The 12,712-nt window shown below is 42.3% G+C and carries 8 protein-coding genes and 6 tRNA genes; 13 read left to right on the top strand and 1 reads right to left on the bottom strand.

Translation table 11 applies throughout. The features are described from left to right. Positions 1-64: 64 nt before the first annotated feature. The 11 genes from csrA (at position 65) to IEY42_RS02830 (ending at position 7,412) form a co-directional block, all read left to right on the top strand. Positions 65-262, top strand: a complete 198-nt coding sequence (gene csrA, locus IEY42_RS02880) for a carbon storage regulator CsrA (protein ID WP_188917397.1) — start codon at positions 65-67, stop codon at positions 260-262. 249 nt (positions 263-511) lie between these two features. Continuing rightward, positions 512-603, top strand: a tRNA-Ser gene (locus IEY42_RS02875). Positions 604-625: 22 nt separating this feature from the next. Continuing rightward, a tRNA-Arg gene (locus tag IEY42_RS02870) sits at positions 626-702 on the top strand. Positions 703-729: 27 nt separating this feature from the next. After that, a tRNA-Arg gene (locus tag IEY42_RS02865) sits at positions 730-806 on the top strand. 27 nt (positions 807-833) lie between these two features. Then, a tRNA-Arg gene (locus IEY42_RS02860) sits at positions 834-910 on the top strand. A gap of 7 nt (positions 911-917) precedes the next feature. Then, a tRNA-Ser gene (locus IEY42_RS02855) sits at positions 918-1,009 on the top strand. A 67-nt stretch (positions 1,010-1,076) separates the two neighbouring features. Next, positions 1,077-1,153 (top strand) — tRNA-Arg (locus tag IEY42_RS02850). Positions 1,154-2,158: 1,005 nt separating this feature from the next. Continuing rightward, on the top strand, positions 2,159-2,401 hold the full coding sequence (locus tag IEY42_RS02845; RefSeq protein ID WP_188923855.1) for an OadG family protein: 243 nt from the start codon (positions 2,159-2,161) through the stop codon (positions 2,399-2,401). A gap of 13 nt (positions 2,402-2,414) precedes the next feature. Next, positions 2,415-4,205 carry a sodium-extruding oxaloacetate decarboxylase subunit alpha gene (gene oadA / locus IEY42_RS02840; protein WP_188923854.1) on the top strand — a complete coding sequence of 597 codons (1,791 nt, stop codon included), beginning with the start codon at positions 2,415-2,417 and terminating at the stop codon, positions 4,203-4,205. Between the two features lie 9 nt (positions 4,206-4,214). Beyond that, positions 4,215-5,345 (top strand): sodium ion-translocating decarboxylase subunit beta, encoded by a 1,131-nt coding sequence (locus IEY42_RS02835; protein WP_188923853.1) that lies wholly within the window; start codon positions 4,215-4,217, stop codon positions 5,343-5,345. A 903-nt stretch (positions 5,346-6,248) separates the two neighbouring features. Continuing rightward, positions 6,249-7,412, top strand: coding sequence for an alginate export family protein (locus IEY42_RS02830; protein WP_373292779.1), 1,164 nt, complete (start codon positions 6,249-6,251; stop codon positions 7,410-7,412). A 136-nt stretch (positions 7,413-7,548) separates the two neighbouring features. Here the strand turns inward: IEY42_RS02830 and IEY42_RS02825 are convergent, their stop codons facing one another. Further along, the gene (locus IEY42_RS02825; protein ID WP_188923851.1) at positions 7,549-8,799 is read right to left on the bottom strand and encodes a dicarboxylate/amino acid:cation symporter; all 1,251 of its coding nucleotides are present in this window, start codon (positions 8,797-8,799) and stop codon (positions 7,549-7,551) included. Between the two features lie 310 nt (positions 8,800-9,109). On the opposite strand from IEY42_RS02825, the gene IEY42_RS02820 reads away from it, so the two are divergent. Together IEY42_RS02820 and IEY42_RS02815 are read left to right on the top strand one after the other, a co-directional pair. After that, entirely contained in the window at positions 9,110-9,529 is a 420-nt protein-coding gene (locus IEY42_RS02820) for a YqaA family protein (RefSeq protein WP_188923850.1), read from the top strand. An 87-nt stretch (positions 9,530-9,616) separates the two neighbouring features. Continuing rightward, positions 9,617-12,472 (top strand): M16 family metallopeptidase, encoded by a 2,856-nt coding sequence (locus IEY42_RS02815; RefSeq protein ID WP_275974525.1) that lies wholly within the window; start codon positions 9,617-9,619, stop codon positions 12,470-12,472. Positions 12,473-12,712: the final 240 nt, after the last annotated feature.

The following is a 12,712-nucleotide window of genomic DNA, read 5'->3' as shown; positions in this document are numbered from 1 at the left end:
CATTATAATGAACGCATATTACGGACAAAGCGTGTTATGCAGATTGAACTAAAGGAGCAACCGAATGCTAATTTTGACTCGTCGTGTAGGCGAAACATTAATGATTGGTGATGAAGTCACCGTTACGGTTTTAGGTGTTAAAGGTAACCAGGTACGTATTGGTGTTAATGCACCAAAAGAAGTGTCTGTTCACCGTGAAGAGATCTACCAACGTATTCAGTCTGAGAAGTCAGGTTCACCTTCTGAAGGTGGAAACTACTAATTTCGGCATATTTGTCCGATATAAACTAAGTCAGCATTTGCTGGCTTTTTTGTTTTTGGGTAAAAGGCCGTTTTTAAAAAGTCTTTCAAAATCATTTTTTAAAATAATATTCGCGAAAAAGAATACAGTTTTCATGAGTATTTGAAGCTATTATCTCCAATGTGATTAAAAACAGTCCAAATGAAGTTAGGTTTCCTAAAAAGGGTTTGACTTATTTTCGTCAAACAGTAATATGTGCGCCAAGAAAACGGAGAGGTGGCCGAGTGGCCGAAGGCGCTCCCCTGCTAAGGGAGTATGGGCTTTAAATCCCATCGAGGGTTCGAATCCCTCCTTCTCCGCCATTTCTTACAATAGTTAAACGATGCGGATGTAGCTCAGCTGGATAGAGTACCTGGCTACGAACCAGGCGGTCGGAGGTTCGAATCCTCCCATCCGCACCATTTACTATTGATGTGATAAATATGAACGCGCGTGTAGCTCAGCTGGATAGAGTACCTGGCTACGAACCAGGCGGTCGGAGGTTCGAATCCTCCCACGCGCACCATTCATATTGCACCAAAACCCAAATTTCGCGCGTGTAGCTCAGCTGGATAGAGTACCTGGCTACGAACCAGGCGGTCGGAGGTTCGAATCCTCCCACGCGCACCAATTTTGCGGAGAGGTGGCCGAGTGGCCGAAGGCGCTCCCCTGCTAAGGGAGTATGGGCTTTAAATCCCATCGAGGGTTCGAATCCCTCCTTCTCCGCCATTCATTATTTTATTTATTAGCTATAATGGTTAACAATAAATATTGAATGGCATGTTGTACCGATTTTGCGCGTGTAGCTCAGCTGGATAGAGTACCTGGCTACGAACCAGGCGGTCGGAGGTTCGAATCCTCCCACGCGCACCATAATAAAAACGCCCTGTATGATAACAGGGCGTTTTTTTATGGACAAAATGTAGAACCGCATTAATTAATCTACAGCTGTTAACCCACTGTCGTAGCCTCACAGTCTTTGATTTACTTCCATTAATTCGCAAACGTTAATCCACAGACGCTAACTCACAGACTTTAATCCACAGACTTTAACCCACTGTCGTAGCCTCACAGCCTTTGATTTACTTTCATTAACCCTCTGTCGTTAACTCAGAACCGCAGCGCGGATATTAATATTCGCTATATTCCTCGCTATCAGTAGACCTAGCACCGTCAACGTGGTTAATTCTGCGTTAGCCATTAGCTGCATCTACTTAGCCACTTTAAACGTCTACAAGTTCAGCTGCTATTTGTCATGGCTTTTAGCCTGGCTGGTAAGCTTAATGGTCGATCATGGTAATTTTTATCACTAGAAAGTTAAAGAGTGAGATTGGTTATCGATATCTATGTCTAAAAAGGGGCAATATATGATTGGGGGTGTATTTATATTCATATAAAGTGAGTAAATAAACGTATTTTGTTTAGGGCGATGATTTATTTGCACTATTTTATCATGTTGCTTAATCGTTAATTTTAACGATTTTATTATATATCGTTAAAAAACGGCTTAAATATTATTGAATCTTCATTTTTTAGATGCTTATTTTGAACTTTACTAACTCGTGCTGAGGTTGAGCATTTTATTTGGTAAGACCAATTTACAAAGGGATAGTATTGTAACCATTTTTTGTTTATATTTTGTGACAAGATTTTGAGTTTAACGTGTTTAAATAAGCCGTTTTACACAGATAAACCACGATGTTGAATGACGTTTGATATGAATATTTATGCTTGCTTAATTAGCTTGCCGTTAATGTTTGAGTCAATGTGAGATTGCTTTTTGAGATTGAACTGTGGGGTAAGTCTCTATAGGGTATTGATTTTAAATATATTAATCAAATCAGCTGATTTTAATTGTTTGATAAAAAGTGAGGAAACATGACATCGATATCTGAGCAATTATCGGATGCGCTGGGCATCATGGTAATGGGCATGGGCTTAGTGTTTACTTTTTTAAGTATCTTAATCGTAGGTATTGGCATTGTCGCAAAGCTTTTTCCTGCACCGGTGGCGGATATTCCCGCACCGCAAGCACCTTCTAATACAGCGGAAGCTACTCGCTTAGATCCTAAGTTAGTTGCTGCAATCACCTCTGCGATACATCAATACCGCGCAAAATAATTTTGGAGTCATTATGAGCAAGCCATTAGCATTAACCGATGTCGTACTGCGTGACGCCCATCAATCATTACTCGCAACACGTTTACGTATTGACGATATGTTGCCGATTGCCCCTTTGTTAGACAAAGTGGGTTTCTGGTCTCTAGAGTCTTGGGGCGGAGCGACCTTTGACTCTTGTATTCGTTATCTTGGTGAAGATCCTTGGGATCGCATTCGTGAATTAAAGAAAGCCATGCCTAATACCCCACAGCAAATGTTATTGCGTGGGCAAAATCTTTTAGGTTACCGTCATTACGCTGATGATGTCGTGACTCGCTTTGTTGAGCGCGCTCATACCAATGGTGTGGACGTCTTCCGTATTTTTGATGCAATGAACGATGTGCGTAACCTTGAAACCGCTGTAAAAGCCGTTAAGGACGTTGGCGGCCATGCCCAAGGCACCATTTCATTTACCACAAGCCCCGTGCACACCATTGATACCTGGGTGGATATGGCTAAACGTTTAGAAGACATGGGCGCAGATTCTTTATGCATTAAAGACATGGCTGGCTTACTCAAGCCGATGCAAGCTTTTGAACTGATTAGCCGCCTTAAATCACAAACAGACTTAATGGTCTCAATGCATTGCCATGCTACAACAGGCTTAAGCACTGCAACCTATCAAAAAGCCATTGAGGCAGGAGTCGATGTTTTAGATACCGCGATATCATCAATGAGCCAAACCTATGGTCACAGCGCCACTGAAACGCTTGTTGCTATGGTTGAAGATACCGACAGAGCGACTGGCTATGACATGGTGTTGCTTGAAGAGATAGCCGCTTATTTCCGTGATGTTCGTAAAAAGTACGTGCGTTTTGAAGGGGCGTTAAAAGGGATTGATTCACGTATTTTACGTGCTCAAGTGCCTGGCGGCATGTTAACTAACATGGAAAACCAATTAAAAGAGCAGGGCGCTGCAGACAAAATGGATGCCGTGCTAGAAGAAATTCCACGGGTGCGTGAAGATCTCGGGTTCTTACCTTTAGTCACCCCAACATCACAAATTGTTGGCTCTCAGTCAGTGATTAACGTGTTAATGGGCGAGCGCTACAAGTCGATGACCAAAGAGACCGAAGGGGTATTAAAAGGTGAGTATGGCGCTACGCCAGCGCCTGTTAATGCCGAACTACAAGCCCGAGTATTAAAAGGCGAAGCGCCTATTACCTGTCGCCCAGCTGATTTAATTGCTCCTGAGCTTGATAAATTACGCACAGAATTAGCTGGAAAAGCCAATGAACAAGGTTTTACGTTAGCAAGCGAATCTGATGACGACGTCATGACCTACGCACTGTTTAACCAAATTGGTTTACAGTTCTTGAAAAATCGCGGTAATCCAGATGCATTTGAACCTGTGCCAAGTGCCGATGATCTCCAAGTAAAAGTGAGCGCCGACAAAGGGCCACAAACTTATACGGTCAATGTTGAAGGCCAAAGCTTTGTTGTTGAAGTCAGCGAAGGCGGCAATATCAGCCAAATTACTCCAGCCGCAGCACCTGTATCGGCAAGCCCAGCCCCGGTTTCAGCGGCTCCCTCTGCACCTACGGGTGAAGTTAAATGCACTATGGCTGCGCCTCTGTCGGGTAACATCTTTAAGGTGCTGGTTAACAATGGTCAAGCGGTTAAAGCCGGTGAAGTGTTGATGATTCTTGAAGCAATGAAAATGGAAACCGAAATTCGTGCTCAGCAAGACGGTGTTGTCGCAAACCTTGCCGTTAAGCAAGGTGACAGTGTCACTGTGGGTTCAGCATTACTTGCATTAGCATAAGAGGTCGAAATGGAAGGATTAATGGCCTTTTGGTCTGAAACTGGGGTTGCCAACTTTACTGGCGGCCAATTATTAATGATGGGCGTGGGCTGTTTATTGCTGTTTTTAGCCATTGCTAAAGGCTTTGAACCACTATTATTACTGCCAATCGGCTTTGGTGCTATTTTAGCTAACATTCCGAACGCGGGTTTTACTGACGAGGGCGGCTTACTCTATTACGCCTATCATGTGGGGATTGAAACCGGTATTTTCCCACTGCTTATCTTTATGGGCGTGGGTGCCTTAACCGATTTTGGAGCCCTGATCGCTAACCCTAAAACATTATTGTTAGGTGCAGCGGCGCAGTTTGGTATTTTTGCAACCTTACTGGGTGCCATTGGGCTTAACTTAGTGCCTGGGTTTGAGTTTAGTATGCAAGATGCTGCTGCAATTGCCATCATTGGTGGTGCAGATGGGCCAACCGCGATTTTCTTAGCCTCTAAGCTGGCGCCTGAGTTGCTGGGTGCCATTGCGGTTGCTGCTTATTCATACATGGCATTGGTGCCGTTAATTCAGCCGCCAATAATGAAACTACTGACTACCAAAGCTGAACGTGAAATTAAAATGGAGCAGCTGCGTGAAGTTAGCAAAACAGAGAAAATCATTTTCCCATTGATGGTATTGGGTATGACCATTCTGTTTTTACCTGCAGCCACACCGTTAGTGGGCATGTTTTGTCTCGGTAACTTAATGCGTGAGTCTGGTGTAGTTGATCGTTTGTCTAAAACGGCACAAAACGAATTAATCAACATTGTGACGATTTTCCTCGGGCTAGCTGTTGGCTCTAAATTATCTGCAGAGCAGTTTTTGCGTATCGAAACCCTCGGTATTCTAGTTTTGGGTGCTGTGGCATTTAGTATTGGTACTGCTACAGGTGTATTAATGGCTAAGCTAATGTGTAAGCTATCGGGTGGCAAGGTGAATCCATTGATTGGTGCTGCTGGTGTATCTGCAGTGCCAATGGCTGCAAGGGTGGTGAATAAAGTGGGTTTAGAGTCTAACGACCAAAACTTTTTACTGATGCATGCCATGGGGCCAAACGTTGCTGGTGTGCTCGGAAGTGCGGTTGCTGCTGGGGTATTGTTGGCTGTTTTAGGCTAATGTTTATCTTGTCGATACAGCCATAAATTGGTTGTATCAACATTATCAACGGAGTTAAAAGCCAACGTAATAGCGTTGGCTTTTTGTTTTTATCTTACCAGTGAAGTCGATATAGCTATCTGATTCATATTGCTGTTTTTGATTCTATAATCAAGAGTGTTTGTGACATTATCGCGGTGGCTATATTGTTTTATATTATTAGAATGAGTTTTATTGAATAGTATTAAAGGTACTAACAAAACTTGTATGCTTTATTCGTTATATTGATGTTCAATCGCATGAAAATTGATTTTTGAATTTGCTTGTTGGTTTAAAATTAAAAATTAACTTCGTTATTAAAATGTTAACCATGATGTGGTCTAATAAAATATTGAACCAGTGTAAAATATGCCAATAATTTGCTTGAATTATTGGTTTTATAGCTTATTTTTATGTCTATTATATGTAATGTTGTTAACCGAAAGATGACGTCTTCCGAAATCAGTTTTTTATAAATTACTCGCCAATATACCTCTTTGTAGGTATGTAAGTTGCCGTTTTTGTTGATAGTTTTATGGCGGTGTAATATCCCCCTAGATTTTGAGCCGTTCGAAAAGGCACTCATTTAAACGGTCAAAGTCGCATATTTTTAATTGTCTCCTCTATTTGGACGAACAAGTATATAAAATGCAAGATATGTCACGGAAACTGGACGATTAAGCCATTAAGGTGACGGTTAGTTAACGCGCTAAACATATATTTTACGTATTTTTAGCAGATTGATAACTTACCTTAAAATAATATTAGGAACGTGAGATGAATAATAAATTGCTTGCTAGTCAAGTTACGGATAAGGCTTGTCTAAATTCTGCTGTGACCAAAAAATGGGCTCTATCAGCATTAACTTGTTCGTTATTATTAACCATGGGCAGTGCTAATGCCGCAGACACAAATGTTAATTCAGTTGCAGATGCTATTACTCAGGGTACTGCACAAGTAAACTTAAATTTACGTTATGAATCTGTCGATCAAGATAATGCGTTAAAAGATGCTGATGCGTTGACTTTACGCACTCGCTTAACGTTTGCTACGGCAGAGTATTATGGATTAAGCGCGCTGGTTGAGTTTGAAGATTCTCGCAGTGTAGCAGGTGTAAATGATTACAATGATGCTATTGGTAATAATGCTGCTTACTCTGTGATTGCCGATCCGGAAACCACTGAGTTAGACCAAGCTTTCTTACAATATAAGCGCGATGGTTTTAAAGCTAAAGTCGGTCGTCAAGTTTTGGCTCTTGATAATATGCGCTTCATTGGGCATGTGGGCTGGCGTCAAGACCGTCAAACTTTTGATGCTGTAACCATGCAGTATGCTATTAACGATTTCACTGTTGATTATGGTTACATTTACAAACGTAACCGTATTTTTGCAGAAGTAAAAGACATTGATTCAAAAGATCACGTATTTAATGCATCTTACAATTTAGGATTAGGTAAACTTAGCGCATATGGCTATTTACTTGAAGAAGATACCAACGTAGAAAATGGTATTGACACTTATGGTATTCGCTTTGCAGGTGCTAAAGATTTTGATAACGTAAAACTACTTTATACAGTAGATTACGCCACACAAGATACTGATACTGCAACCACATCTTATTCTACAGATTATATGCTTGGCGAAGTGGGCGTAGGCTTTAGTGGTTTAACGGTTAAGCTTGGTTATGAACTATTGGGTTCTGACGATGGCGAATATGGATTTTCAACGCCATTAGCGACTTTGCATGCGTTTAATGGTTGGGCAGACCAATTCTTGGCAACACCAGCACAAGGCTTGGCAGATACTTATGTATCAATTGGCGGTAAAGTTGCTGGCGGTAAATGGGCGCTGGTTTACCATGATTTTGAAGCGGATGATTCAAGTGCTACTGTTAGCGATTTAGGTGACGAAATAGACGCGGTATTTAGTTTACCAATCGATAAGCATTACACCGTTGGCGTTAAATATGCTTCTTATTCTGCAGGCGATGCCGGTGCCGGTAAAGTTGATGCAGATAAAGTATGGTTATGGGCAAACGCTAAGTTCTAATTATTAGTGTGCTATAACAAAAAAAGCGAGCATCAATTGATGCTCGCTTTTCGTTTAAATTAGCAGATGATAAATGCTTTGAATAATAACCTTAATAAGTATTTATACTATTTTTCAATGAAATAGACTGTAATAACTAAGGTAATACTGGCTGTTTCGGCGTATCATTGGCGTAAAACTTGTCTACATCTAACTGACCTTCGCTTTTGCCAATCACTACGGCGGTCATCATGTCACCTGTGACGTTAGTGGCTGTGCGGATCATATCGATAATACGGTCAATAGCTGCAATAAAAGCAATACCTTCAAGCGGTAAACCAATCACACCTAATGTGACAGTTAACATGACCATTGCGCTACCAGGCACACCTGCAGTACCCACCGAAGCCACCGTTGCGGTGACCGCAATTAGCATGTAATCGGTCATATCTAATGGAATACCGTAAATTTGCGCAATAAATATTGCGGCAATAGCAGGGTAAATACCACCACAACCATCCATGTTCATGGTTGCGCCTAAAGGCAGTACAAACGCGCTGTAGCGTTTAGACACCCCCATCGCTTCAGTGCAGCGTGTGCTGGCTGGTAAAGTACCAAAACTGGATGCAGTACTAAATGCCACGACTTGCGCTGGCATGGCTTTGCGGAAAAACTGTAATGGGCTTAACCCCGCAGCAAATTTCACTAAGCCACCGTAAACAACAATAATATGAATAAGCGCAGCGATATAAATCGCCATAATAAACTTACCTAACGGTAAAAGTGTGCTTAAGCCATACTCGCCGACGACCCAAGCCATTAACCCAAATACACCGATAGGGGTTAATTTAAGCACCATACGCGTTAACTGGAACATGACTTCCGCGCCCGCTTCAATGGTATTTTTTAATGGCACGGCTTTTTCGCCTACAGCATTAATCGCAATGCCCACCAACGCAGCAAATACAATAATTTGCAGTACATTACCCTCAGCCAGTGAGGCAAATGGATTCACCGGGATCATGTTTAATAACACCTGTGCAAAGCCTGGGATATCGCGTTCGCGCACCTCAGATGTGGCCAGCGCAAGGTTACCGCCCATGTCGATAAGGCTGCCAATAGTTAAGCCAATAAATGATGCAACAGTCCCGGTAAACATAAACATGGCGAGGGTTTTAAAGCTCAGTCTTTTTAAATTTGATTGCGAACCTAAAGACGTAATACTGACCACAATGGCACAAAATACTAAAGGCGCGACCAGCATTTTTATGGCACTAATAAACAAATCGCCAAGCGGTTTTAATATTATGGCTGATTCACCCAGACCTATGCCAGTTAAGGTGCCTAAAACAAAACCCGCAATGACTTTTTGCCAAAACGGAATACGATTGAGCGTTTGCAGTATCATGTCAATTCCAAGTGTAAACCCACGGTGCAATGCCAAGTGGATGGCATGTTAATGGGCTAAATAGCGGGGCGTGGCGTTGTAAAACGTCCTGTACCCTACCTATAGGTTAATAAATATTAATCGCATTGTATGAACTGAACTCATAGCAGACAACGTTATTTTGTTATAACTTATAAGAATAAGTGGGTTTGTTATTATAACTTTAATTTTTTTACTGTTTTTTAACCTATTTCAATAACAAAACCGACTTTTGTTGGTCGAAGCTATAGCTCGTTAACTCAACCTTTATTACGAGACAATAAGATAAGTCATGACAAGTTTGTGGATGATGTTCTCCGGCGCCTTTTTAGCGGCAACTTTATTACCGGGCGGCTCAGAAGTGTTGCTGGTGGCGTTACTCAATGATGCTCCTTCTATGTGGTGGCAGCTGTTATTAATGGCCACGTTAGGTAATACCTTAGGCGCTATGACCAGTTATGGTTTAGGCCGTGCTGGTCGGCTGGCTAAAAATCCACAAGACATTCAAAGCAAATCTCATCAAACGGCCTTAGTGTGGGTTGAACGTTATGGTATTTGGGCGTTGTTATTATCCTGGTTGCCACTTATCGGTGATGTACTATGCCTACTTGCTGGCTGGTTAAAGTGGCCATTGATGGCATCAACATTACTGATATTTATCGGAAAAATATTACGTTACAGTGTGATTGTTTTCATCTTTATGTCGGTATGACAAGATAAAATGAATCTAGAATTAATCGGTTAGTGCATAACAAGTCTGTAGTGCGCTAGCCGCCTTGTTAACAGGAAGGACTCGATTTTGAAATTACATTTAAAAAAATGGTTGTTGGCCAGTGCCATCAGTGCTGCACTGATAGGCTGTGCCCACGAAGTACAGCCAGTTTCTACATTGCCTCAAGGTGTTAGCCTAATTGAAGCCGTCGCCCAAGCAGAAAATCAAGTCAGTATCCCCTATAAAAAGTATCAACTTGCTAATGGCCTGACGGTGATTTTACATCAAGATAAATCAGATCCATTAGTACATGTTGATGTGACCTACCATGTTGGCTCTGCCCGTGAACTTGCCGGACGCAGTGGTTTTGCGCATTTATTTGAACACATGATGTTCCAAGGCTCACAACATGTCGCAGACGAACAACACTTTAAAGTGATTACAGAGGCTGGTGGCACCTTAAACGGCACCACAAATACTGACCGCACCAATTACTTTGAAACCGTACCGAGCAATCAGCTAGAAAAAATGCTCTGGTTAGAGTCCGATCGCATGGGCTTTTTACTGCCTGCATTAACCGACAAAAAGTTTGAAGTGCAACGTGAAACCGTAAAAAACGAACGTGCACAGCGCATTGATAATCGCCCATATGGCCGTTTAAATGAACGTTTCAACCAAGCACTGTACCCAGCAGGACACCCTTATTCATGGCCGGTTATTGGCTGGCCAGAAGATTTAGACCGTGCAACCTCAAGCGATGTTAAACATTTTTTCCAACGCTGGTACGGACCAAACAATGCCACCTTGACCATTGGTGGTGACTTTGACGAAGTGCAAACGCTAGCATGGGTGAATAAGTACTTTGGCGAAATTCCGCGCGGCCCTGAAGTGAAGCCCGATGCTAAAACGGCAGTCACGTTAGACAAAACTCGTTATATTTCGATGGAAGACAAAGTCCATTTACCACTGCTTTATATCGGTTTTCCGACCGTATACGCACAACATAAAGATGAAGCCGCGCTCGACTTATTGGCTAATATCTTAGGCGGCGGTAAAACATCGCTTATTTATAAAAATCTAGTCAAAGAAGGTTTTGCAGTGCAAGCAGGTGTGAGTCATCCATGTCAGGAGCTTGCATGCCAAATGTCTTTGTATGCTGTTGCTAATCCGGCAAAAGGCGGCAACCTTGCTGACATTGAAACCAAAGTGAATCAAACCATTGCCGAGTTTGAGCAGCGCGGCGTGACTAATGATGATTTACAAAAAGTGAAAGTACAGTTTGAGGCAGATACCATTTTTGGCATGCAAAGTGTGCAAGGCAAAGTGTCGACTTTAGCTGCCAACCAAACCTTTTTTGGCCAACCAGATATGGTGGGCTCAGATCTTGCGCGTTATGCCAATGTTACCAAAGCTGACGTTATGCGGGTATTTAACACCTACATTAAAAACAAACCTATGGTGGTCATGAGTGTGGTACCTGAAGGGCAAACACAGTTAATTGCTCATCAAGACAACTTTACACCAAAGGTGATGCCAATAGCGCAAGAAGCCGTTACCGGATTAACGGGTACAGCATTTGCTAAGTCCTCTTTTGACCGCAGTAAAATGCCAGCATCATCTGCCGCGCCGTTACTTACTGTGCCACAACTGTGGCAAGCCAAGCTTGAAAATGGCATCAGCGTGATGGGCACAGAAAGCAACGAAACACCAACCGTAGAGCTATTAATATACCTTGATGGCGGTCATCGTTTAGCTTCGCTAGATAAAGCCGGTGTTGCCGACTTAACGGCGTCTATGCTTAATGAATCAAGCAGCAAACGCAGTAGTGAAGAGCTTGCGGGTGCATTAGATATGCTAGGTTCAAGTATTTCATTTGGCGCGAGCGGTTCTCAAAGCTACATTAAAGTATCGAGCTTAACTGAAAACCTCAATGCGACATTGGCCTTGGTTGAAGAGCGTTTATTCAGCCCTGGTTTTTTACAGGCAGACTTTGATCGCGTTAAACAACAAGCTATCCAAGGGTTACAACACCAATTATCAGACCCTAACTACATTGCCCGCGCGGGCTTTAAAGCATTGCTTTATGGCAACGATAACCCAATGGGAGTGAGCAGTAATGGTACGGTTAAGTCTTTGTCTGCGCTAACGTTAGATGACGTTAAACAATATTATCAGCAACAATATCGTGCGGGTAATGCGCAAATGGTGGTGGTGTCAGATCTTAATCAACAACAGTTAATGCCAAAGTTGTCGTTATTTTCACAATGGCAAGGAGAAGCGACTCAAGTTGCAGCATTAGGTACATCGCTTACGCACCCTAAAAGCACGGTTTATTTGATTGATAAACCAGGTGCGGCGCAGTCAGTTATTACCCTGGGTAAAACGTCGTTAGCTTATGATGCCACAGGCGATTACTTTAAAGCTTACCTGATGAACTACCCATTAGGTGGTGCATTTAATAGTCGTATTAACCTTAATCTGCGTGAAGACAAAGGCTACACCTACGGTGCGCGAACCATGTTTGTTGGCGCTGAAGACTCAGGGGAATTTATGGCTTACGCTAGCGTGCGTAGTGACGTAACCGCTGATGCTTTAACGGAGTTTGTTAATGAGCTAACCGCTTACCAGGCAAAGGGTATGACAGACGATGAGCTTAACTTTATGCGTAACTCAATTGCCCAAGGTCAAGCGCTTGAGTACGAAACACCTTATCAAAAAGCTGGCTTTTTACGGATGATTCAACGTTATCAACTCGACAATAACTTTACCGCAGAGCAAGATAACATCGTCAATAACATTTCAACTCAAGAGTTGAATCAACTTGCGAGTCAATTATTGAACATTGATGATATGGTTATTCTGGTCGTGGGTGATAAAACCAGCGTTGAACCTAGCATAAAAGCATTAGGGTATCAGGTTGAAACAGTAACACTTGCTGAGTAGTTGAACAATTGATACGCTTTGGTTAACACTGGCACTTGAAAAAGCCCAGTGTTAACCTCATATTGTAACTACTATTGTAAACATAAGTCAGCTCGCTAAGTTAGCTGGCTTTTTTAATGTAATTGACCAAACTGTATCGGTGCTCAATTTATCCTAAATGTGTAAATTGTGGTTAGGTAGTTTAGGCGTTACACAAGCAATTTTAATGACTTAGACCTTATAAACGGTAACCTTAGCGTG

This window comes from Shewanella algicola (assembly GCF_014648035.1).
In the GTDB taxonomy this organism is placed as follows: domain Bacteria; phylum Pseudomonadota; class Gammaproteobacteria; order Enterobacterales; family Shewanellaceae; genus Shewanella; species Shewanella algicola.
Note: the sequence above shows the minus strand (reverse complement) of the source record. Positions and strands in the feature narration are given on the sequence as shown.

Coding starts and splice junctions, on each gene's coding strand:
- IEY42_RS02825 (WP_188923851.1), bottom strand. CDS start 8,799: ATGATACTGCAAACGCTCAATCGTATTCCGTTTTGGCAAAAAGTCATT.
- IEY42_RS02845 (WP_188923855.1), top strand. CDS start 2,159: ATGACATCGATATCTGAGCAATTATCGGATGCGCTGGGCATCATGGTA.
- oadA (WP_188923854.1), top strand. CDS start 2,415: ATGAGCAAGCCATTAGCATTAACCGATGTCGTACTGCGTGACGCCCAT.
- csrA (WP_188917397.1), top strand. CDS start 65: ATGCTAATTTTGACTCGTCGTGTAGGCGAAACATTAATGATTGGTGAT.
- IEY42_RS02835 (WP_188923853.1), top strand. CDS start 4,215: ATGGAAGGATTAATGGCCTTTTGGTCTGAAACTGGGGTTGCCAACTTT.
- IEY42_RS02820 (WP_188923850.1), top strand. CDS start 9,110: ATGACAAGTTTGTGGATGATGTTCTCCGGCGCCTTTTTAGCGGCAACT.
- IEY42_RS02830 (WP_373292779.1), top strand. CDS start 6,249: ATGGGCAGTGCTAATGCCGCAGACACAAATGTTAATTCAGTTGCAGAT.